The following is a 23,178-nucleotide window of genomic DNA, read 5'->3' as shown; positions in this document are numbered from 1 at the left end:
GTCATATCTTCCCGATTTTACTGCTGTTCTGAGCAATCCAGGCACGCAGCGCATCTACATCCATCCATGACGCATTGTTATCTGATGTGTAAGAAAATCCCTCCGGAACTTTTTTTCCATTCCCGATCCGGGCCGGGTCAAGTCCCCACTCATGGATTACTGGCAATATCTTAAAAAATTCGTCGTATTCGTAAGTCGTGTAAGAATCTTCAGGACTGATCATCTGCTCATGCAGCTTTTCGCCGGGACGAATGCCGATCATATCGTACGTTGCATTGGGTGCAACTGATCGGGCGATATCCAGAATATTCATAGATGGTATTTTTTTTACATAAATCTCACCACCCTGCATATCACTAAAGGCATGCCACACCAACTCCACACCTTGCTCCAGTGTAATCATGAAGCGCGTCATGCGAGCATCGGTAATCGGAAGTTCGCCCTTTTCAACCAGGCTGAGGAAAAAGGGTATCACAGAGCCGCGCGAACCCATGACGTTTCCGTAACGTACAACGGAAAACCGGGTATCCTTGACGCCGGAGTACGAATTGCCAGCGATGAATAACTTATCGGAGGCCAGTTTGGTCGCGCCATAGAGATTGGCCGGGCTGCTGGCCTTGTCCGTGGACAATGCAACCACCCGCTTGACTCCTTGATCGATGCAAGCGTCGATCAGGTTCATCGCCCCGAAAATATTCGTCTTTACGCATTCAAACGGGTTGTACTCGGCCGTAGGAACGATTTTCGTCGCCGCCGCGTGCACGACATAATCGATACCATCCAGCGCACGATGCAGACGGTCCTTGTCCCGAACATCACCGATAAAGAACCTGACGCGTTCGTCGTTACCGTAGAGTTTGGACATTTCCCACTGTTTCATCTCATCGCGAGAAAAAATAACGAGACGCCGGGGATTGAATTTGGCAAGTGTCATTGGAACGAAAGTTTGTCCGAATGACCCCGTACCACCGGTAATCAATATATTTTTGCCAGATAGCATAAATTAATTCAATTCGTTATAGAGTTAACTCGTGACGGACCATCATCTTGATCACATCCCCCATCAAATTTTCAGCCTTCCAGCCAAGCAATTTCTCGGCTTTGATCGGGTTTGCAGATCCGACCATTATTTCTGATGGTCGGATCAAATCCTTGTCGTATTCGACGTGATCTTGCCAATTCAGCCCCAACTCGGTGAAGGTTGCAGAAATAAATGTCTTCAAGCTACTGGTCTGGCCTGTCGCCACAACAAAATCTTCGGGCTCGGAGTGATTCAACATCCGCCACATGGCATCGACGTATTCCGGAGCCCAGCCCCAGTCCCGACTGATCTCGATATTGCCCAGCCTTAATTTTTCCCCGCTCCCTCTGGCAATACGACATGCCGTCGATACGATCTTGCGCGTGACATAGCGTTCTGGTCGCAGAGGAGACTCGTGATTAAATAGTATCCCAGAGCACGCAAATAACCCGTAGGAATCTCTGTATACAGAGACCTGCCATGTCGCTGCCGCTTTTGCAACAGCATAGGGACTGCGCGGTCGAAATGGCGTGTCCTCGTCGGCTGGAACGCCAGCAGTATCGCCAAAAACCTCGCTGGAACCCGCATTATAAAACCGTATGGATGGATTTACAAAGCGGATAGCCTCGAGAATATTTAGAACGCCGAGGCTGATGCTTTCCATCGTCTCGACTGGTTGTTCAAATGAAAGACCGACAGAGGACTGTGCCGCAAGATTATAAATTTCGTCGGGTTTGACCTTTATCAGCGCCTGCAAGACACTCCGAAAATCTACAGTTGATATAGACAAAACACGGATATGCTCAAAGATTCCCATTCCGCGCAAGCCAGAAAATGTACTCAACTGAGCATCACGCGACGACCCCCAAACTTCATAGCCTTTATCAAGAAGGTGCTTAGCCAGATATGCACCATCTTGTCCGGTTACACCACAAATCAATGCAGTCTTTTTCGACATGTCTCCGTTTATCCGTGTTATATCAATTTTGGAGCTGGTACAGTATTTTCACTTTGGAGATGTATTGAAAAGATCGACTCAGCAAGTAGGGGCATGCCGCCCCGGAGAGACATGCCGCCATTTTTCAGCGAGTACAGTGCCGACCTGAGCATTCCGGCACGGGCAGCCGGGAATAACGGCGCGAGACCAGCGCGCGCGCCGTGCGCCGCGAAAAATGCGACACATGCCTCTCCCTTTACCCCCTCGGATGATGCTTTGCAGCTTCAAACGGGCAAACCGCATTGAACCCACCCGGCATCCTCAGGCAAGGGCGCGGCGTCAAGCAGCCGACAGCTGTTCCTTCATTCGGACACGCAGGCCTCGCCACCAGAAAATCGGTCAGGACAGACATCTTCTGTCCTTGGCATTTTACAGCATCATCGCAGATGTCAACAGCAATGTAAAACAATGATGCCAAAGGTAAAGGAGGGTATCCCGAATCAGGCTTTAACGCATTGCTCCGCCCTGACCGCCTTGCCTCGTAATAGCAGACAAACACATAAAATAACAGGAAAAGAGAAATAGGATGTATTTCTCACATACATGAAAACCAGTAGAGCAAGCCCGCCAGTTGCACGAAGAACAGCCTCTGACACTATCGATTCGGCAGGTACTGCCAAGCAGCGTGAAATTTTAATCAACCGTAGAATGCTTGCTGCTGCCTTGGCTGTGAAATAGAAACAAGCCAGCAGTCCAAGCACACCAAATTCAGAAATGACTTTTGAAACAAGGAATGATCCATCGTTGTAATTAAGATAGGCGCCGACATTAACCCACATCCAGGAAGCCATCATGCCCGCCGACTCAAGCGCGCCGCACCCCATTTGATTCAAGCCGACTCCAGCCCCCGACGAGTGCTCCCAATGCGCGTAAGCTTGAGACCATCCATTAAGCCAGACTACCGAACTCAGGTTCGTGATAGCATCAGGATCATAATGGAGAACACCGGAGATCCTATCCAGAATGGGGTTGACCCCAACATGTGTAGAAGCCACAGCGAGCAGAACGATCACCAGCAGGGGCGCCCCCAGCCTCAGAAATAGGCTGCGCGTCTTCATATAGAACAAAAGCCCTGCGATGGCTCCAACCCCCACGGCTAGCGTTGCAGAAGGAACCACTAAGAATGCCAGCAACACTGCAGCAATGGCAGGCTTGTCCCAAGCATTCGTCAGCAGTCGATAACAGATCAGGGGCAAGATATGCAAAGCCAGATGGGATGGTTCCAGATAAAACCCGGATTTGATTCTGGTTCCTGTTCCGCTCAGGGTCATGATGTCCACCCCGGCCCAGGCTAGCAACAACGCGCTGGACATAAAGTGGAGCAAGACCCTGGAGCCACGCTCGCTTGCAATGGCCCGCTCGGGGTGCACCCACCCCAGCGCCCAGCCCGTACCCAGTGCAATGATCAGCGAAGTGAAAAATTTTGCGCCCGCACTGCAATCCGGGGGAGCCAGCAAGGCCGAGACCATCTGATAGGCCATTAGCAGGATGAATACCAGCACATAGCCTGGCTTTCCAAGCGGTAGCCCACGAGAAAAAAAAGGTCGGCAACTCAATACGCCCAGCATGATGATTACTAATGGTGCAGTCAGCCCCACCCCAAGCTTGCTATTTCCGAGTTCCTCCAGCAGATAAGCAGCGATGAAGGTAAAAAAATATCTCGGGGAGTCGTTTGAAGTTGGCATCAGCTTATCCGGGCAACACCGAAGCTCCGTCAATGGCCGACTGGTAGAGTGACGTCAGCCTTTCAGCCATCACCGTGCCGGTGAACTCACTCCCGAAGCGGTTGATGGCATTTTTCGAATAGCAGCCATAGCGTTCCTGATCATCGACGAGCGCCCGCAGCGCCTCAGCCAGCGCAGCACAGTCCCCGACCGGGACGGTCAAGCCGGTGTAACCGTCGCCGGCCACCCATTCGACTCCGTTACCCAAGCGCGTAGCAACAACAGGCTTGCCAAAAGACATAGCCTCGATCATCACGACACCGAAGGCCTCTGCCGTGGTCACCGAAGGTAGACAGAATACGTGGCAGGCATTGTAATAAGCTCCCAGCTCCTGATCCGAGATACGGCCAGGAAGCTTGACCTTATCATTCAAGCCCAGCTTGTCAATCAGCTGCTGGCATTCACCCCATAGCGGTCCGTTCCCCCCGATGACGACAACGTATTCATCAGGCAGCGAGGCTGCAGCGCGAATCAGTTTGTCGAACCCCTTGTAAGGAACAAAACGCCCAAGTGAAAAAATAATTTTTCGGCCGGAAAGGCTTTCTATCAGCTCATTCCGGCTGAAAGCTCCTGCGTGCAAGCCCGTCACGCTGATTCCATAGGGTATTGTGACAATTTTATCCCGGAAGTCGGATAGCACTGGAGAGGTCTCAAAGTGGGCATCCGTTGCCACTACAACCGAATGGCAACGTTTGAGCAGAGATCGTTCCAGAAGAGAATAGGCCCGATATGCCAAGCCATATGTCGAGACATCGGCGTGCCAATGCAGAATCAATGGAGGGAGATCGCGCACTCCGAGCACTGACAGCATGGGGAGTGGGTTGGGCAGATGCACACTGATGACATCGTAATTCCGGCATAGCCGCCGCAACTGTGCGACATACCTTGGAGACATACTGCTGCGAAGAAAGGTACCAAAACTTCGGCAGCGGTAGATGAGGGCTCCGGGAACTCCTGAATCGCCGGCGAGAGACGGAGAATCCGTGGCACAAATAACATCGACATCGTGCCCCAAGGTTTTCAAGCCTTCTACACATTCGTAGGTAACCGACTCGATGCCGCCGTTTTCTGGCGGGTAAAACTTCCCAACGTGAAGAACTTTCATGAAATTAAGCAAAACAAGTTAAGTTGGGAAAGGCTTGTGCGACACAGAAACATACCGCATAAAAATAACACGCACCCGCGCCAAAATTCTATGATCATGGAATTCTTCATGCCACACCGGCACCCGTCATGAAACGGAGAATCGCAGCAAAACATCCGCATAACATCTTAACAGAGAGCCTACATGTTTATCCAGTGACCTGGGGTTATCCCAATAATGCTTATAAGCAGCCTTTCCCAATGCAGATGCATAAGTGTCATCCCGATCAAGGCGTTCCAGCTTTAACTTCAAATCATCAGGATCACCTTGGCGAAACAAGAGTCCTGTTACACCATCGATGATGGAATCCCGCCCGGCGCAACCATCGGAGACCAAGGCGGGTATGCCAAGCGCGGCGGCTTCCTGGATAACCAGCCCCTGGGTTTCATACCAGACGGAAGGGAAGACGAGACAGCGAGAACGGGAAACGATATCCGCTACCCCAGATCGACCCTGCCATCCCCATAGGGTTGCGCCCGGATTGCAATGCCGGATTTTCCCCTCTTCACCTCCCGCTCCGACAAAGCTTGCCGCTACGCAAGCGCGACGCGCGGCCTCGGCAAACAAGAGCCCTCCTTTTTCCGGGCTCAAGCGTCCAACGAATACAAAGGAACGAGAGAGAGCGCATGCTGCCGGCGGCCCCTTATCGATAGCGATAGGATTGTCGACTGAATAGAACCGGGCTGCACGGGGTAAATACGGGCGGAGAAGCTCCTCGCTGAATTTAGAGACTGAAATATAGTTACCAATGCCGGTAGGCACATGCCCGAAGCGGGACTGGACCACGTTGCGCCCGAAGCGCCAGATTTTTTGCGGGTAGGACCGGGAATCGCAATGCTCACGCAAACATGGCCGACTCATGGGTTTGAGAGTACAGATGCTCTGAGTCTGATAGTTATAGAAGCCACCATTCGGACACGCACTAAAATAGTCGTGCAGCGTACAAACAAGGGGAAAACTTCTGCGCTCGCACTCTCGCACGACGCTGGCGGTGAGCGCCTGCACCCAGGAGTGCAGGTGCACTACCGTGCTCCCCGGATCCAGCTCAGACAAGAGTTGCCCAAACTTGCGCGCCGCCCCCGGCTTCCATATCCCAGCAAATGCGGCATGCAGGCGCGAAGGATCCCCCAGCAAGTCATGCAGGCCAAGATCGCAAACCTGCAAGCCGGGGGCATTCCGATTCAGGCTTGCATCGAGCGGCCCGACGCCGTAACAGAGCACGACCCGCACTCCTGCCGCCACAAGCCCCGTTACTGAAGACAAAGCCACCTGTCCCGCACCGCCATTGATAAACCCGTAATCGGTCAGAATCACTACAGTTTTCAGCGCCATGGCAGTTCAGTCGGCAAAAATGCGGGAGTAGCGGTTCTCATCTGGCGTCCTGGCGCAGAGTGTTCCCGCCGGGAGCGACCCCCTCTGCAACAAGGTATTTGCCCCGAGAACGCAATACTCCCCGATTGTAACCCCTCGCAACACCGTCGACCCGGCTCCGAGCCAGCTATTGCGGCCAATACTGATACCACCTGTTTTCTTGGGGGCCGTAAAATAGTCCTCTCCAGCCCTGAAATCATAATTATTATCAACGATTGAACAGAAGTGCGATATGCGAGTATTTCTACCTATATGGATATGTTCGGCACAATATATGATGTTATATGGCCCGATCCAGACACCATCCTCCAGAACCAACTCGGCGCCTTTCTGTACCGTCACCAGACTGCCACGGATGATCCGTACACCACGCCCTACTTTCAGCACGCCCCCGGGTTCGATCTCCAGCGTAGCGCCCAGAGAAATCCATGCGCCGTTGCGTAAGGCTTTCCAACGCTGAATGAACGCTTGCATAAAGCGCCCGCCTTTCGAGCATATGATACGCACCATGCTTCGGCTCATCTTCGTTCTCCCACGCAGCTCATCAAACGCCGCGGCCAATTCAACAGATTTATCGCCTTGAAGTGAACATTGGCGGCATGGCGGAGGAGCAAATTCTTCACTCTCTCATTCGGCTCAAGATACCGGCGATGGATCTCGCAGACCTCCTTCTCGCTGACCTCGATTTGGCGGGTTGTCATCGACCCACCGTGAATCCGGAAAGCAGCCAGCACTCTGGATACGTGCACGACCTTTCCCGCGCGACCTGCGCGGATGAAAAAATCGAAATCAGATGCCATCCTGAGAGAGGTATCGAACAGACCAACCTTATCCTGCAAACGTCGGCGCCAGAACGCGGCAGGCTGCCCTATCGAGGCAAAGTTCAAAGCCTGAAAGCGAGCAAGATCGAAAGCCGGGTAGGACTGGCGAAATTTGATACGATCAAGTGCATCAACAAAATTTAAATCACCATATACGAGATCCACATCGGGGTGATCTTCAAAGTACCGAGTGACAAAATTCAGGGTACCTGGGTAGTAAAAATCATCACTATTCAGATAAGCGATAATCTCGCCATGTGCATTTGCAATTCCTTTATTTATGGCGTCATACATACCGGTATCCGGCTCGCTCAATGAAAAAGCGACACACTCTTCAAATTTTTTTACCACATCCATACTGCCATCAGTTGAGGCGCCATCGATTACGATCAACTCAAATTCGCACTCCTTTTGATTTACAACACTTGATAAGGTGCGCTCGATGAATGTGGCGCAATTTCGATTTGGAGTAACGATGGAAATGAGCATGATGGGAAGAAATGAAGTTAATTTGCAGCAATTGATTTATAAAGTGCCGCAGTCTCTTCGGCGCACTTTATCCAAGAGAAAGTACGGGACTGTATCAGCCCCTTTCCTCTCAATTGTGCCAGCTTGGATTCGTCAAAAACGAGAGCGGCTAACTGCTCGGTAAAATCAGGGCCGATATATTCGGCAGCTGCCCCGGCGACTTCAGGTAGACTACTGATACGATGACACATGACAGGGCAGCCGAGTTGCATCGCCTCCAGCACCGGCAGACCAAATCCTTCGTACAGGGACGGGTAAACCAAGAGCCGCGCATTCTTATAAAAAAGGTTGAGCTGCCTATCATCGCCACCGGCAAAGTGCACACTGGACGATAGCCCAAGATCGTTAACCTTTTGCTTCTCAGTCGATGTCGCCGCCCCTCCACCGAAGCATACAAGGTCGACTTCGGAGCGCAGGCGCTCACTGGCGGAGAACGCAGCCAGTAGAGAATCGAAATTTTTATACCCTCCTCGTGCTCCGACGAACAGGATGAAAGGGCGCCCATTCACAGTCGATGCCGAAGGCAGCGATGGGCGACCTTCAGATTCGGTTGCCGCAAGATAAATGACTTCGATTTTCGTTTCAGGAATCCCGAAGTATTCGATCAGATCCTGCTTGGTCGACTCGGAAATGGCAATGATGTGATCCGCAGATTTGCAATTGGCCAATTTTCGGGCAGTCAGGGCTCCACTATCGTTGTACTGCTCAGGAAACCTCTCATGGATCATGTCATAGACGGTCAAAACGACTGGACACCGCCCCCCCGACGATTCTGGCCCATAGTACGTACGATGGATGAGATCGGGCCGGGTCAGGCGAGAATACACCGCCTGCGATGTACGGGAAATCCTGTCGCGCATCCCACCTGCCCCCGGAAAATCGCGAAGTTTCAGACCGCTTACCGCTTTTCCAGACGCATAGGCATTGATGTGCAGGCCGGCGAACACACGAGGGTCTATTGATGAAGGCGCATGCTTGACCAGTTCCATGATGTAACGGGAAATACCGCCATATGCCTGCTTGGTAAAAATGTCGTAAGTATATAGAACTCGCACGGCATTATTCCTTTGCAAGGGCATTTAGCAGATAAGAGCGGGAGAACTCTACATCCTCCTTTAACCTCACGCCTACGGCGTCATAATCGATACGACGGCCAAGTACAGATGCCAACCCAACATTGTCTGTCACCCGGTTTTGCAGCAGAAATCGCGTCAAAATATACTCGAGCTTGTTGGTTCGATAGGGATCGACAAATAATGCAAAATTTTTCTTGAACTTTATGGAAAATATGGTCCCATGGAACATGCTGGTGACAACATGCGTTGCCGCCGCGTAGTAACCAAGAAACTCAAACGGCCCGACGCCAATGACATTCTTATCGCAAAATTTATTCAAATACCCAATTGATATCAACTTCAATTTATTTGTATCAGCATACTCGCGAATTGATTTTTCTTCTGCTTTAGAAAACCCCGTTGTATAAACAAGGATAAAATCCTTATCCTTGCATGGTCGAGTATCGGCATCGAAGTCGTAAAGAAAAGTCGGATCCAGTACGATTCCGGGTTCGGTCGAACGATACTTTGAAAGTATTGCCTGACTGTTGATATCACGCACGGCAACTTCATCAAAACTCTTCCACCCTTTTGCAACGGCATCAGGAACGACAGCATCCCGGCTCAGATTTCCGCAACTGGGTGCATAGGCTATCTTTCGCGTCTTTTCAAATCCTGTCCCAAAGTAAAATGGGTCGAATCCAAGTAGCGGGTTTGAATAATTCCAGATCTCGTCACTTCCATACACTACGCTTCGGTACGCCGAAGAATCGAAATCACTCGCCTTTTTGGAAAATCTTGACATGCACAATTTTTTATGCGCAGCCTTGAAAGCGAAGAGTTTAAGGATATTTTTGGCAAGAAGAATGGGTCTTTTTGTCCACAAAAGGCTACGATACTCATTCCACCAGTGAACGCTCCCTTTGTAATTTATAATTTCAGATGCAAAGCCATTTCGAGCCATTACCTGTTGCAATGCATAAACTTGTAGATACGCTCCGAAATTGAAACCATCATGATAGGTAACAATTCCAAACTTCTCATCATCATTTTTCATGTCATTCAATTCTGTCAATGATTTCAATTTCAAGAGGAACACAATTCTGCAATTTTCCTTGCAAATTCCGGACAAAGCCAACGATCTCATCGGCTTCAGCGCCCCCTTTGTTGATAACACAGTTTATTGTTTTACCCGACAGCCCGACTTTATCTGTGTCTCTGATATCGAAATACCACCGAGTCATCGACGTTGCCAATCGGGCGAAGTTGGCATGACGGTCTCCAGGCATGAGATGCAGTACGATACGGATGCATAGCAGCAAGGCTCGATACACGGGGAAATGGGATGCAATCTCGCCGTATATATTGCGGGTAGCAAATAGACTACCAAGATTTGGGAATGCACTTTCCTGATATAGGCTTCGGTTCACATGAGCATCTGTCAATTTCAACTTATCGACCGCCATCTCATTTTTAATCAGTGAAAATCGAGCCTCCACGATGATGCAACGGCGGAAACGGTCATGAAATGCGGATTTTCTCCATGAAAATGACAACTCATCGCGCTTTAAAACACGAATATCTCCATCTTCGGTGAGAAAAGTCACGTCGATCAGATAATCAGAAACAGCATTCCCATAGCAACTTGCATTCATGAAAATACCACCGCCAATACTCCCAGGAACACCGTAAAGTCCCGAAAAACCGGCATACCCTTTGGTCTCCATCTCTCGAGCCAGTACGGGTAGCAATACCCCGGCCCCGACACACACATATCCGTCCATAAAATCGATATCCCTGAACTCCTTCAAGGAAATAACAATTGTGTTCAATTCACCGCTTCGAATCAATAGATTCGACAAATTTCCGATCACGATCCAGCCAATGGAGTGCTGCTTGAGATACGCAAGGAATCTGCAAAGCAGTGACATATTCTGGGGCTGAACAAATAGGCGGGGAGTTCCACCGGCCTTGATCTGACTGATTCTCGCGAGTGAAAAATTCTCTCGGAATGGAATACCGGCATCAGAAAGCCACTGCGCGACCCCGGTGGCATGTGTGTCATTCAACATGGCTAAAGACATCGTCCTTCGACAGATAATCATCGACTTTTCCAACGACCCGGGCGGGATTCCCCACCACAACGGCCCCCGCAGGAACGTCACGCGTCACTACCGAGCACGCTCCGACAACAGCTCGAGCTCCTATGGTCACTCCCTTTAGCAGGGTGGCACCGGCACCGATCCAAGCGCCATCTTCGATGGTAACCGACCGGCACCGTACACAATCCCAGTTCTTGGGGCGGCCATTCAGCAAGTCAGCCAGATCCTGGCTGCGATACTTGGGGTCCAGCGAATGGCCATCGTGGTCCATGATCAAGCAGTTGTACGAAATCAGTACATCATTGCCGACTTTCAATCCCTGGCTAAGGACGACCTGGGTCCCAACGCCAATTGCGGTATTTGCACCGACACTAAAGCGGGCGCCACTACGATCAAAATGTATCGCCCCCCTGATCAGCGAATCGGCCCCGACATCAACGGCACATGATGCCAAGTCCACTTGCGGGCCAGCAGCGATCGCCGCCCGGAACAGGTCCGGTCGTGCAATGGACAAGCGTCCTAGCTTCCCTAGCATCTTTCTGCGTTCAAACAAGCGAAGTTTGTTGAGCACGAATGACAACAGCTTTCTCATTTTTCACTTCCGGGCGTTTGGCACTGACCTTTTATAGCAGATCGCATGCTCTCCCCTGCAGAATCGTGCGGGCAAACCGCTGCATGACCGGGTCTGCCGCCGGATCCAGACCTTCGCTGGTCCCCAAGGCAGAAAGGCTGTCCACGTTTCTCAACAAGGGTGAAACCGGGCCTTTGTTCATCAGATAGACAAAGATAGCAATGCGAGCGAGGCGGACCTGCTCGGGAGACAAGGACAGGTCATGTTCGTGCAGGTGCAAGAGAAAGTCCTCATAGCCGGCACTCGTCTCGAATTCGCGATTAAAGCCTTGTCCCGTGTACGGTCCACTGCCGGCATTTATCACGCTATGGCCGCGGCACGCTGACTCGTACCCGATCGTCCCGCGGACAGTCACCACTGCATCCACAGCTTCTATGATCGAATAAGTATTGAATGGAGTATCTGCATCAAGAAAAACGACATGATCAGGCAGCGCAGAGCCAAATAGGGTCTTCACGATATCGGCGACACGGTCACGCGTTCCCATGTGCAGTTCAGAAGGATGCGCCTTGACGATCCACAATACCTTATCGTTTTGCTTCGCGGCTTCCAGTGTTTTTTCCAGCCATTCAAAATAATCGACATACAGATTGCGATAAGATGAGGTCGCATCGTCCCATAACAAATGAGCAGCGATCAATACTGAGCACGTAAAGGTTCGTTTTATGCCAAGTTCCTGCCAAAGCCTATCTTTCTGCAGGCGGCGGGTCGATTTATGGTAGTCACCATTAAACGAATTGTCGTCTCCGGCAAAACGCTTCTTCAAATAATCCGACACCAACGCATCATCAGCCTCGCTATAGCCCACTACAGCCTCATTCCAAGTGCGTTCGGTGCATGAAAATACATAGTTCCGGGCATCGTCTTCGAAATCGGCAAGATTGGCGTATAATCTTCCGCCGACCCGTCCTTCGCCATACAAAGGTGCAATCACGGAAGGGATGCCCGCTTGCAGGAATTTCTTGAAAAATGCACCGAAGGAATGGTAATCGGAGTGTGACAGTAATAGCAGATCTGGCTTGTACTGTGCTATAACCGCATCTGCCAACTCGATATTCGAGCACGCTTCGACCAGAAATTCATCCACAGCCATACTGGAGGGATGCATACGCCCCACAAAATGCTTTCGCAAATAACCTGCATAAATATTAGGACCGAAGTGAAGACCTTTAACCTTTATATCCAAGATGGACTTCTGATCAGTCAATCCGCTTGCTAGCAGTCTTGCACTCTGCTTTGCCGATTTATCGTACTTTCGCGTATTGAATGCAACATAATTGGTCTCGTAGATCTGCGAAAAAATACGGTTGCAGCTCCAGAGCCGGTGAATGGATTTTTGCAGGAGCAGAACAACGCGAATAGGCCGCTTCAATTCATATTGCAAAGCAAAAAGCAAATAAAAATAATATAAACTTAGCGGCTCATACCCCAGCAGTCCGTCAACAACGACTACATAGGGTTTATCATGTCGCAGTGCTGACAAGGATTTTCTTGCCGCAACCGAACCAATAATATGTTTGACATTCCCTGATAGGGGAGCAAATTTCGACAACCTCTGTTTAATTCCAAACATAAATACGCTTTATCAGTGTTTTTCTACGGTGGAAAGGAAAGTAAACCAGGGTAACGTGTCTGTACGACAAGCAATTACGAACATGATAATGAAATTAGCAGTCGCCGAGCCGACAAATGCCAGCGCGGCCCCCAGGATACCAAGCTTTGGAATCAAAGCCAGGTTCATCAGAACCGAAATGGAGAAAGGACCAATGCTGACCATGGAAACCAAATGGTTTTTTTCACGGTGCAGAATAAATGTCGCCATCAAGCTGGCCCCATTGTTCAAGGCATACCCGAGAGAGAGAGCAGCCAGCACCGAGGCGGCCTGGTGGTAACGGGCATTGAGCATCGCATGTATGAGGAAACTCCCCACGATACCCCAGCTGATAGCCATGCCGAGATAGCATCCAATAACGCCGTAGCTCCAGCCTACCAGCTTGCGTCGCTGCTCTTCAGTCCCGTTGAGACGAGAGTAAATGATGGGCATGAAGGATTGCCCAACCGCTGATGCCAACACCTCTATGACTTGGGCAAACATTACCCCAACCGCATAAATTCCGACCGACTGCATGCTGGCCAACGAATTCAAATAGAAGCGGTCGGTCATTGTCATCCCCCACACGACCAGACCTCCAGGCAGTAGAGGCAATCCGAGCCTGACAAGCGTAGATGTCGCCGACCGCAGCTCGTCCCAACCCACGCCGATTCTCGTCAGATCGCCGGCTCGCCACTGCAATGCCAGCAGAGCCATCGATGTCAGAAGCAGAGATGCGGCAATGCCATCAAGACGACCTTGCCAGCCAAGATGAAACTTGACGACAAGCAAAATGCTCAGGACAAGGTTGGATAAGGTTCCTAACAGTTGCATCAGACCGAAATTGACGACCTGCTGCCGCATCTGCATCAACGCCAATCCGATCGCCTGTGCCATAGACATCACGGCACACGCGTTAGCCATGATGAGCCACCCCGAAGACAAGCCGGACAGGGGCTCGAGTACCCCCTTTCCCAACCACAGCAGGATCGAGACAACACAACCGATCACGATCATCAGGCCATAAGCGGCGAGCAGAAAAGTGCGTAACTGCCTCTGGCTCATCTTGAAATAGCGCTGCATCAGCACCGAGTTCAGGCACAGCCCCGACACCAGCATAGCCAGCACCTGCACAGCCAGGAACATGGAGATACGCCCAAACGCATCTGGGCTCAGGTAGCGGGTAAGCAATGGCAACAGCATGAAGGGGATGGCGCGATTCAGGATGGCGAATCCGGTATACGCCATGCTATTGCTAAAAAAACGACTACGAAGGAAATGGGTCACGTCTTCGGCATCAAAAAATTAAGATTGTTATTAAACATCGCGATTTACACAGTCCCCCTTCTGGGCGCCCTGTGCCAGACCCGATCGACCATGTTCGTTTCGTTGCCATATCCGGAAAAATACCGCAGATGAGGATTCCTGAAAGGACAGTATAAGCGGGGGATATTATCCCGTCCAATCACCCCAGGGACATGGCACGGCCCAGTCCGAATCTCACAAGCGTGCCGATCAAAACAGCAGTTACGGTATCATTGAGACTGCCCTGTCCATGTTGGATGGCCGCTGTTTTTTGTTCGAGGTCATATGCCGTTTACAGTTTCGATCATCATCGCTCACTACAATGCAAAACCATTCATCGACGAAGCGATCGCTTCGGTCCAGGCACAAACGTATCGCGATTGGGAATTGATCATTGTGGATGACTGTTCGAATGACGGCTCTTACGAATACTTGCAGGAGCGCGCGGTTGGCGACGCCGGGCTGCGCTTGCTGCGCACCGGCCACAATAGCGGAGGCCCCGAATTGCCGCGTTTCATCGGCGTCGCCCATGCGCGAGGAAGGTATGTTGCCTTTTTGGATGCCGATGACTACTGGGAGCCCGGAAAGCTGATGGCTCAGATGGAATGCATCAAACGCGATGGATACAATTTCGTCTGCACCGGTCGTTACGATGTCGATACTTGCGGAGCGAAATCGCCTGGACCGGTCCAGCGAGGACCGCTAAGTTTGCGTACCCTGCTACGCAGAAACATCATCACGACGTCCTCCGTCCTGCTCGACAGAACCTTGCTCGAGGGGCTCTCCCCAGCCAACGATACCATGCTGCGCTACGAGGATTACTATTTGTGGCTGTGTGTGTTCAGCAAGCCCGATTGCAGGGGACGGCTCCTGCCTGGAAACTGGGTGGATTACCGGGTACTTCCTGATTCACGCAGCCGGGGCAACTACGTGGCCAACTTGTTCTCCGAAGCCTACGTGGTATGCAAATTCATTGAATCAAGCGGGCGACTTGATTTGATCCCGACGCTGATATTTCGCTTGCTATGGCTGAAGCTCAAAGCATGGTCCCGCCGCTTCCTCTGACGAGATCACCGGCAAGCATCTAGCGGCGCGCGGCTGACCCGGCGTAAATACCTTCCACCTCTTCGATCATGGCCGACACGGGCGAATACAAGCGTTCGAAATCGATGCGCCCATTCCGGGCCAATTCTTCCCGCAAGACATCGGACCTCATCAGCCGGACTATGGCGGCAACCAGCGCCTCGGTGTCGTCGGGGGGGATCACCAGGGCATTGCGACCATCCTCGAACAAATCGCCATATCCCGGATAGGCGGTACTGATCACGGCCTTCCCCATGGAAAATGCTTCCAGAGCGACCATCGGAAAAGTCTCGATATGCGAGGTAATCACCAGCACATCGAAACGCAGCAGCCAAGCCATGGCCTCTTCATGAAGGACCTGTCCAGCGAATATCACGTGTGGAAAATCCCGCTGGCTCGGGGGCAGCAACTCCCCGCCACCCACCCATACCATTTCGGCAGTGCAAGCCATCGCGGCCATCCGTGCTGCCGCACGACCGAACAGCGCAGGGTTCTTGATCGGCAGCAGGGAACCGAGCGCCCCGACCCGAAATGGATGCGCGTCCACCTGCATCGGGATTGCAGGTGCGTCGGTCCGTGTTCTGACCAGACGCAGCCGCTCAGGTCCTAGCCACTTGCGATATCGCTCCAAGTCAGATGGACGGATGGCGATGGTGCAATCTGCCATCCGGGTAACAAAACGCTCCATTGCCCCGAATACGGCACGTGCCAACAGGCCCTTTTTTTGCGTATAGCGTATCCCGTGCCCGCAATAGACGAGCCGAACCGGACTGAAAACCCTCGCCAGCGCCGCCAGCATGCCGGCACGCAGGGTATGCGCATGAATAACGTCGATCCGTAACATGCGAACGATACGCAACAGATTCCGCACGGCGGACGGGATTTGCCAGACGCGGTAATGCTCCGGAAAGCATACGGGTGTCGCACGGCCGTAAGCCGCATCGAAACGGGCGATCATCCGTGCCGACAGTTCGTTGTCCAGCGTAACGAACATCTCGTGGCTGGCTTGCCCGCGCGTCAAGGCCGAGATATAGGTCGCAACTCCTCCGCCGAATCCATTATTGACTTGAAAATGTAATACTCGCACGAAGCGGCACTCCTGTTTTTTGCTGTTACGCGGCGTGAGGTTGACCACGGCGGAAGTAGTAGGCCTCGGCAGCCATGACCAGCAAGGCATTCAGGCAATATACCGCAGCATAGGCAACCACGATGCCATCGAGGGCATGATACCTGTCCAGGAGATAGCTGGCAGGCAAGGAGGCGGCTCCTGGCAGTATGTTGGCAAGCAGCAAGCGGGAAGGTTTTTCTGCGATGTAGAACCGGAAGGTCGACAACATGGAGAAATGGTAGATCGCCATCACGGTACTCATATACGCGAGTAGGTGTGCATACGGAAGGTAAGCCGGGTGGCCGATCAGCGCAATCAGCGGATGAGCAAATATCGTCACGAACAGGGTGTAGCACCCAAGCATGATGAACGCAAATATCTTAAGCCAGAACAGCTCACGGTCGGTCTGTCTTGAAATTCCATTGTGAAAGAATCGGGGCGTGGCATAGGTTGTAATCAGCCCGATAAATATGGATGGAAAGACAAACGACAAGTTGTGCATCATGGAAAAGATACCGAGTTCGACGCGCTCGCCGTGCCGTTCCATCACCCAGTAATAGATATTGTTTTGCAGGTAGCCGAACACGGCCCATGTAATCAGTGGTTTGGCATAGACAATGGTCCGCCTGTAGATCGCCTGTACCTGGCGAAGCCTGATCCGCCGCTTGAAAACGATCCCAAACCGGGCATGCCTCACGATATAGAGGATCAGCAGGATACAGATGACTGTCTGGGTCAGCGTTGCGACACTGCCGCCATTGTCAAAGCGGTGAATAAGAGGAATCAGCGGGAGAATCAAGGCAATTTTCAGTGTGTTTTCCACAGCCTTGAGTGCGAAGGAGTGCGTCTTGAAATGCCGGTAGTTGATAAGGCCGATCAGGGAATTCTTCAGCGTCGACAAAATGGCGAACGGAACTGCAATAGCACAGACTTCCGCCAGCGAGAATGAAGAATTCAGCTTCAGCAAAATGATAAAGAGCGGGGTTTCCGCCAGAGTGACGAAGGCGACCAGGCTGTAGTAGCAGCGAATCAGCCGCTCCAGCTTGACACGCGCGTATGGCTTGGCCGCTTCACGATAAATTGCTTGATCCAGTGCCGTGATCGGTAGCATGCCGAACAATGACGCAGCGGTTAGATAGAGCGTATACGCGCCGTATTGCGCCGGTGGCAAGTTCGATGCCAGCAATTTTATGTATATCAGCCCGGCCGCCATCTGAATGAGTTGCAAACCGGCTATGACCAGAATCTTGCGGGATGAAAATAGGCGCATGCTCATCCAGGGTTATTTTGCTGTGCCAATACCTTGACTTCGCATTCTGCCGCTTCGTCCTCTCTCCGGGCCGAGTAGAAAAATACAAAGAACGATAACGACAGGATGATGGGATTAAAGAACGAAAGGAAAATGAGGAACACTCGCACGACAGAATCGCTCTTGTGCAGCAAATAGCCAATAAATGGAATCGCCAATACCCCGTACATGCCAATCAGTTGACAATAGCTGGACTCGAACGTATCCGTAAGATTGTTCTGATACAACAGAAGGTTGCGGATCAAATCGCGTTGAAGGCCAAAAGGATGCTGAACCAGGGTATCGAAAAAGAGTCCCAGAATCAGCCAGCGATCATGGTCGCTACCAACTTTGAGACCGAATGTCGTGTTCATGCTGTTGAAAAAGGCCATTTTCAGATAGACGAGGGCCAGAATCGCGACAAGTATCCACTTGTGACGTGCGAACAGCAGCACGACCAGATTCCAGCGCGCAAGAAAAGGAAGCACCAGCAAGGCCACCAGCGGGCCAGGCGCCTCCAGCAGCAGCAAGGTTCCGGAGTAGAGATAGGAAAAGTGATTGCGCGCCGCACTGATGTACATGTGTTCCCCCGGCGGAATCGAACGCTGGAAATACAGGCAGGCGGCCAGCGTCGCGGGAACAAAAGCCAGAGCCACGAGCTTGAAATTGAAACCGGTCCGCGCGGCGACCCGCTCGGCGACAAAGATGCTCAAAGCAAGCTTGCAGGTAAAGTCGGTGTTGCCGGAAAGCGGACCGCCAACCAACATCGGGCTCAGGCACGACATGGCCCACAACAGCTCGCGGCTGATAACGCGCCGCTTTGCCATATCGAAGGCATGATATGCGGCGAGCGGTAACAGAATTAAATAAATCCCCGAAATCAAATATTCAAAACACAAATAGAAAGGCAACAGCACACTGAGTATGGAGCAGGTATCGGGCCGCACCTGCCATAAGCGCAGCGCAGAGGCCTTGATTTCGTCGACGCTGACCATTTATATCAGCATCCAGCCATCAGGGGTTTGATCGCACGATGGTTTGCTGGCGTCGACAAACCATGCGCGAGGCGCCACGACCAGCTTGCCGGATTTGCCATTCAACCAGGCCCCCCACCAACTGTACGAACTATTCGCAATGACATGATGACGGCATGCGCTCATCAGTTGCATATCGTCATGATCGGTCTTGCCCCATCCGTCGACGAAATGGAGCGGAAGCCCCTCGACCTGCAGATGCTCGCGCGCCCATTCCAGATCGTCCGAGAAAACAAAGCACTGGAGCTGTTCCTCGCGCTGGCGAATCCGGGTAATGGCAGAGTGATAAAACGATAGCGGCAGGACCCCATGCGTGGCATTCGCCTGTGGATTGCTGACATAATCCCCCCGACGAATATGAATCGATACAGCAGGACACTGCCGGATCCGCTCAAGCCAACCTTGCATGATGGCGCTGACGGGCTCCGGAAACCTGAGCGCCTGCCTGACCTCGTCGACGGCATCAACAAAATAGCGTTCGCTCTGAAAATATCCGTCCAAAATATTTAGCGGCCGTTTCCTTATCTGAAAAAAACCGGCATTCACCGCATGCCCGGCCTCGGTAAACAGGACATGCCTAAGCGCGATGGGCGAGCCGAGACGCTGCAGCTTGCGGTTGACGATGGCCGCCGCTTCAAGCGCGCAACTGCGGAGTTTTCCCATTTCGGCATGCGGGGCAGAGAATACGCCTAACGCATAACTGCGCTGCGCATCGACAAACATGCGGCCGCTATCGACTCGCAACGACGTTCCCAATCGCTTTGCCAGGGCAATCCCTGCCGCGTATTGAAATATCTGATTCCCCAACCCACCCTTGAGTCTGACAATGACCGTCACTTTCAACCTTTTCTTGAGCTCTGCACACCGACACATGCGCGTTCCGATCAACGCCCGTATATTACCACCACCCCGCACAACGGTTTGCATGGGCACGTAATACGAATATGCTTACGACTATATCATTTGTCCCCCGCCGCGATCGCAAGGATGCAGATTTGACCACGAACCCGATAGCCGTCCCCCCCGATATTTCTTTCCGGGAGCTTGCAGATGGGCTGATTCGCCATCGCATGCTGCTGCTTGGCTGCGCCTTGGCGGGAGCAGTGCTGGCGGCCGGGCTGGCATGGCACACGCCTCCCCTCTTCCGTGCCAGCACTCCGCTCTTCACACCCACGCGGATGTGGCCGAGGTGGCTGGCCCCGACGATCACCCCCAGGATCATGGATCTCGCCGGAAGCGATACTCTCTACGACTCGCTTGCGCATTCACCCGAACTGGCTAGCCTGTTCCCCACCCCCGATATCGCGACCCGACGTCAGTGGCTGCGGCAGAAACTCGTCACCGGGGTAGACAGTGATCGCGAACTTCAGTTCACCGCCACCGACACGCGCCCCGACGTTGCCGTACGGTTATCCTTTGCCATGGCCACGGCAATGCGTCAGCGACTACTGCTCGCGCACCTTACCGAGCACAGCGCAAAAAAAGACTCGCTCTCGGTACAACTCGCGGCATTGAAACCCTTGCTGCTCAAGGCTGGACAGAATGTACAACGTTCCCTCGCCCCGGGTAAACCAGCCCTCACGCCGACCGAACTGGCATTACTGCGCGACATGGCAGGCCTGCAGGTCGGCCAGTTGCCCAATCCGGGCGATCCCGCACTCTTACGCACAGTCCCAGACTTTCCCTCCAGTGCCAGGCCTGCGGACGTCAGCAATCTCATCGGCCGCTATCAGTACTACCAAGCCCTGAGCAAGGCATTACAGGAGCAAATCGCGAAGGAGGACAGCCTGGCCAGGAACGAAGTCACAGTGGGACCGGTGCCTTTGCCCTCGCCCCCCGTATCGCCCAAGACCACGGTGCTGCTTGCCACAGGGACAAGCTGTGGCTTGCTCATCGGACTCGCACTGATCGCCCTGCGCAGAAGATAAGAATACCGTCATGCCCGCTTGGCGCCGGTGTGGAGGTCAATGCGGGTTGGCCTCGTCCCGCCTGAACGAGGAAAAATAAAACACGAAGTAAGATAAAGAGAACAGAGTCGGGTTGAAAAACGAGATAAAGACAAGAAATGTCCGTACCGGAGAGTTGGCCCTGCGCAGCAGAAACCAGATAAACGGGACGGCCAGTGGCCCATACATGGCCAGCAGCTGCAGGTAGTTTGACTCGAAGCTGTCTGCCAGATGCACACGGTACAGCAAATAGTTTTGAATCTGCAGCCTGCCTAGGCCCCACGGGTGTTGCCGTATCGTGGCGAAAAATTGAACCAGCAACTGCCAGCGCACCATGTCGCTCGAAGGACGGAGGCCCAACGTAGTATTGACATTGTTAAAAAATGTCAGCTTGAGGTAGGCCAACGCGACGAGCAGCACCAATACCCATCTGAACCGAGATAACATCAGCACGATGAAATTCCAGCGGGCAAGGGTAAAGGCCAGCAGCAGGGCCACGACCGGTCCGGACACCCCGGTCAGCAGTAAGGTGCTCGCAAGCAGGTAATCGAAATGGTTGCGAGCTATCCACGCGAAAGGACGCGTACTATCGTAGACGGGAAGCTGTTGAAAGTAGTAGAGCACGCTCGAAGCAAAAATTGCTGGAATAAAACTCCATGCCATAATTTTGAAGCGGAGCTGCCACCGCGACGTAAGGTATGCGGCGACCACAATGTGCAACAACAGCTTTGCTGCAAAATCGGTATTCCCGGAAAGTCCTCCTCCAAGCAGCATCGGACTCAAGCAGAGAACGGCCAGCTTGAGTTCACGATTGAGATCCCGGCGCCGCACCAGATCGAGAACGAAGAACGCCGCAATCGGAAATAGGACAAGGTAGAGATCAGGAACGAGATACTCGAAGCTGAAATAAAACGGCAAGACCACGCTCGCCAGACAGCCCGGGTTAACGGCTCTCGCTAGAGTCAAGCGAGAAAAAAACCATGAGAAATGATTCATTATTCAATACTAGTGCGCAATCAGGATTGTGGGGCAATGGAAACGTCGAAACGCAGGCCCAGGAAAGGGCTAAGCCCGAGGAAGCGCCTTTTGTCGGAGCAGCGTAGCGTACAGCTGGCTGCGCAATCCGTTCGGGATCAGACGGACCAGGCTGCGAATCACCAGAGACTTCACAAAGCAGGATGTCGGCTGGAACCCCATACTGTGGATCGTCGCTAGAAAATGCCATTCGTGCCGGAGATACGACCACCCGCCCCGGCGTGCGCTCATGGCCCGGTCAGCGCGGGCCAGCACCAGGGTGTCCGGTAAGTTGCACGTCAGTTGCCCGGCCTGAAGCATTCTGACCCACAGCCAGTAGTCTTCGAAATACATCATATGCTGATATCCCCCGACGGCGAGCACGCTGGAGCGGCGATACATCACAGCCATATGATTGAACGGGTTTCGAGTCCTGGCATAGGCAAGGATTTCAGGATGCTCGCAAGGAAGGCGCCGGCTCGCGTGCGGGCTGCGCGGGTCCTGCGAGAACTCGTCGATCTGACCGCCGATCACGCATAGCGCGGGCCGGGCGGCGAACGCCGCCATCTGCAACTCGAAGCGCCGCTCCAGTGCGATATCGTCGCTATCCATACGCGCTACCAACTCGTGCGTCGTATGCTCCAATCCCTGCTGCAGCGCCTTGCCCAGTCCCACATTGCACTCGAGTCTCACGCGTCGCATCGGCAAATACGTCTCGTAGCGCGCCAGAACCGCCAGCAGGGCTTCGGTCAGCGGGCCGTCCTCGACCACGACGACTTCATCGGCAGGAAGAGTTTGCGCACGCAAGCTCTCCAGGCACTGCTCGAGATAAGCCGCCTGCTCCCGGACATACACCGACATCAACACAGAGAATGGAGGCCTGCCTCCTTGCGCTTCATGCGGGTTTATCATGCAATCAACCGATCAGATGGCAAAAATCGGCATAAGCGCGCGCCAGTCCGTCCTCGAACGCCACCTGCGCCCGCCAGCCCTGCGCCGCGAGCAGGCTTACGTCGAGCAGCTTCTTCGGCGTGCCGTCCGGCTTGCTCGCGTCGAAGACCAGCTCGCCGTCGAAGCCCACCACCCGGCACACCGTCTCCGCCAGCTCGCGGATGCTCATGTCGTGACCGACGCCGATATTCACCAGCGGCGGCGTGCGATCGTTCAGCAGAGCCCCGTACTCGGGCTCGGGCAGCAGCGCCAGATGCACGCACGCCGCCGCCATGTCCTCGCTGTACAGAAACTCGCGCAGCGGCCGTCCGCTGCCCCACACCACCATCTGCGCGTCGCCGCGGACCTTGGCCTCGTGCGCCTTGCGGATCAGCGCCGGGATCACATGGCTGTTCTCCGGGTGGTAGTTGTCGCCCGGACCGTACAGATTGGTCGGCATCACCGCCAGGTAGCGCGTGCCGTAC

General features: G+C 53.0%; 22 protein-coding genes. 2 read left to right on the top strand and 20 right to left on the bottom strand.

Annotation, left to right across the window (positions count from 1 at the left end; all coding sequences use genetic code 11):
- Position 1: 1 nt before the first annotated feature.
- The 13 genes from pseB to G520_RS0112145 form a co-directional block, all read right to left on the bottom strand.
- A complete protein-coding gene (pseB, locus tag G520_RS0112205; RefSeq protein WP_028535915.1) occupies positions 2 to 1,000 on the bottom strand; it encodes a UDP-N-acetylglucosamine 4,6-dehydratase (inverting) in 999 nt (332 codons plus the stop codon).
- 16 nt (positions 1,001 to 1,016) lie between these two features.
- Positions 1,017 to 1,979, bottom strand: a complete 963-nt coding sequence (locus G520_RS0112200) for a GDP-mannose 4,6-dehydratase (RefSeq protein WP_036666208.1) — start codon at positions 1,977 to 1,979, stop codon at positions 1,017 to 1,019.
- A 479-nt stretch (positions 1,980 to 2,458) separates the two neighbouring features.
- A complete protein-coding gene (locus tag G520_RS0112195) occupies positions 2,459 to 3,703 on the bottom strand; it encodes a hypothetical protein (protein WP_028535913.1) in 1,245 nt (414 codons plus the stop codon).
- Positions 3,704 to 3,707: 4 nt separating this feature from the next.
- Positions 3,708 to 4,847 (bottom strand): glycosyltransferase, encoded by a 1,140-nt coding sequence (locus tag G520_RS24460; protein ID WP_084637606.1) that lies wholly within the window; start codon positions 4,845 to 4,847, stop codon positions 3,708 to 3,710.
- A 126-nt stretch (positions 4,848 to 4,973) separates the two neighbouring features.
- Positions 4,974 to 6,218 (bottom strand): glycosyltransferase, encoded by a 1,245-nt coding sequence (locus tag G520_RS24455; RefSeq protein ID WP_084637605.1) that lies wholly within the window; start codon positions 6,216 to 6,218, stop codon positions 4,974 to 4,976.
- 6 nt (positions 6,219 to 6,224) lie between these two features.
- The gene (locus G520_RS0112180) at positions 6,225 to 6,731 is read right to left on the bottom strand and encodes an acyltransferase (protein ID WP_211222822.1); all 507 of its coding nucleotides are present in this window, start codon (positions 6,729 to 6,731) and stop codon (positions 6,225 to 6,227) included.
- Between the two features lie 44 nt (positions 6,732 to 6,775).
- Positions 6,776 to 7,567 (bottom strand): glycosyltransferase family 2 protein, encoded by a 792-nt coding sequence (locus tag G520_RS22630; RefSeq protein ID WP_084637604.1) that lies wholly within the window; start codon positions 7,565 to 7,567, stop codon positions 6,776 to 6,778.
- A gap of 17 nt (positions 7,568 to 7,584) precedes the next feature.
- Entirely contained in the window at positions 7,585 to 8,661 is a 1,077-nt protein-coding gene (locus G520_RS0112170; RefSeq protein WP_028535910.1) for a glycosyltransferase family 4 protein, read from the bottom strand.
- A 4-nt stretch (positions 8,662 to 8,665) separates the two neighbouring features.
- Positions 8,666 to 9,718: a polysaccharide pyruvyl transferase family protein gene (locus G520_RS0112165; RefSeq protein ID WP_036666206.1), complete on the bottom strand. Its 1,053-nt coding sequence runs from the start codon at positions 9,716 to 9,718 to the stop codon at positions 8,666 to 8,668.
- Between the two features lies 1 nt (position 9,719).
- Positions 9,720 to 10,745 carry an FAD-binding protein gene (locus tag G520_RS0112160; RefSeq protein WP_169449837.1) on the bottom strand — a complete coding sequence of 342 codons (1,026 nt, stop codon included), beginning with the start codon at positions 10,743 to 10,745 and terminating at the stop codon, positions 9,720 to 9,722.
- The gene (locus tag G520_RS25705) at positions 10,723 to 11,355 is read right to left on the bottom strand and encodes an acyltransferase (protein WP_051229361.1); all 633 of its coding nucleotides are present in this window, start codon (positions 11,353 to 11,355) and stop codon (positions 10,723 to 10,725) included. The genes G520_RS0112160 and G520_RS25705 overlap by 23 nt, the downstream gene beginning before the upstream one ends.
- 31 nt (positions 11,356 to 11,386) lie before the next feature.
- Positions 11,387 to 12,967: a capsular polysaccharide export protein, LipB/KpsS family gene (locus tag G520_RS0112150; RefSeq protein ID WP_156876932.1), complete on the bottom strand. Its 1,581-nt coding sequence runs from the start codon at positions 12,965 to 12,967 to the stop codon at positions 11,387 to 11,389.
- Positions 12,968 to 12,979: 12 nt separating this feature from the next.
- Positions 12,980 to 14,233, bottom strand: a complete 1,254-nt coding sequence (locus G520_RS0112145; protein ID WP_028535906.1) for an oligosaccharide flippase family protein — start codon at positions 14,231 to 14,233, stop codon at positions 12,980 to 12,982.
- Positions 14,234 to 14,575: 342 nt separating this feature from the next.
- On the opposite strand from G520_RS0112145, the gene G520_RS24005 reads away from it, so the two are divergent.
- On the top strand, positions 14,576 to 15,355 hold the full coding sequence (locus G520_RS24005; protein ID WP_051229360.1) for a glycosyltransferase family 2 protein: 780 nt from the start codon (positions 14,576 to 14,578) through the stop codon (positions 15,353 to 15,355).
- A 19-nt stretch (positions 15,356 to 15,374) separates the two neighbouring features.
- Here the strand turns inward: G520_RS24005 and G520_RS0112135 are convergent, their stop codons facing one another.
- From G520_RS0112135 to G520_RS22615, 4 genes are read right to left on the bottom strand one after another with little or no spacing between them, the layout of a single operon-like run.
- The gene (locus G520_RS0112135) at positions 15,375 to 16,460 is read right to left on the bottom strand and encodes a glycosyltransferase (protein WP_169449836.1); all 1,086 of its coding nucleotides are present in this window, start codon (positions 16,458 to 16,460) and stop codon (positions 15,375 to 15,377) included.
- Between the two features lie 25 nt (positions 16,461 to 16,485).
- The gene (locus tag G520_RS0112130; RefSeq protein WP_028535904.1) at positions 16,486 to 17,751 is read right to left on the bottom strand and encodes a lipopolysaccharide biosynthesis protein; all 1,266 of its coding nucleotides are present in this window, start codon (positions 17,749 to 17,751) and stop codon (positions 16,486 to 16,488) included.
- Between the two features lie 2 nt (positions 17,752 to 17,753).
- Complete coding sequence (locus tag G520_RS0112125; RefSeq protein WP_028535903.1) at positions 17,754 to 18,764, bottom strand: hypothetical protein; 1,011 nt, start codon at positions 18,762 to 18,764, stop codon at positions 17,754 to 17,756.
- On the bottom strand, positions 18,765 to 19,640 hold the full coding sequence (locus G520_RS22615; protein ID WP_169449835.1) for an alpha-1,2-fucosyltransferase: 876 nt from the start codon (positions 19,638 to 19,640) through the stop codon (positions 18,765 to 18,767).
- A 158-nt stretch (positions 19,641 to 19,798) separates the two neighbouring features.
- On the opposite strand from G520_RS22615, the gene G520_RS0112115 reads away from it, so the two are divergent.
- Complete coding sequence (locus tag G520_RS0112115; protein WP_028535902.1) at positions 19,799 to 20,731, top strand: hypothetical protein; 933 nt, start codon at positions 19,799 to 19,801, stop codon at positions 20,729 to 20,731.
- A gap of 36 nt (positions 20,732 to 20,767) precedes the next feature.
- Here the strand turns inward: G520_RS0112115 and G520_RS0112110 are convergent, their stop codons facing one another.
- The 3 genes from G520_RS0112110 to G520_RS0112100 form a co-directional block, all read right to left on the bottom strand.
- Positions 20,768 to 21,745, bottom strand: coding sequence for a hypothetical protein (locus tag G520_RS0112110; RefSeq protein ID WP_156876930.1), 978 nt, complete (start codon positions 21,743 to 21,745; stop codon positions 20,768 to 20,770).
- 69 nt (positions 21,746 to 21,814) lie between these two features.
- Entirely contained in the window at positions 21,815 to 22,675 is an 861-nt protein-coding gene (locus G520_RS0112105; protein WP_051229358.1) for a glycosyltransferase family 2 protein, read from the bottom strand.
- A gap of 4 nt (positions 22,676 to 22,679) precedes the next feature.
- Positions 22,680 to 23,178 (bottom strand): NAD-dependent epimerase/dehydratase family protein (locus G520_RS0112100; protein ID WP_028535899.1); only part of this gene is annotated, 499 nt, incomplete at its 5' end.

The organism is Paludibacterium yongneupense DSM 18731, assembly GCF_000422925.1.
In the GTDB taxonomy this organism is placed as follows: domain Bacteria; phylum Pseudomonadota; class Gammaproteobacteria; order Burkholderiales; family Chromobacteriaceae; genus Paludibacterium; species Paludibacterium yongneupense.
The sequence above is the reverse complement of the archived record's forward strand: the minus strand, read 5'-3'. Positions and strand labels throughout refer to the sequence as shown.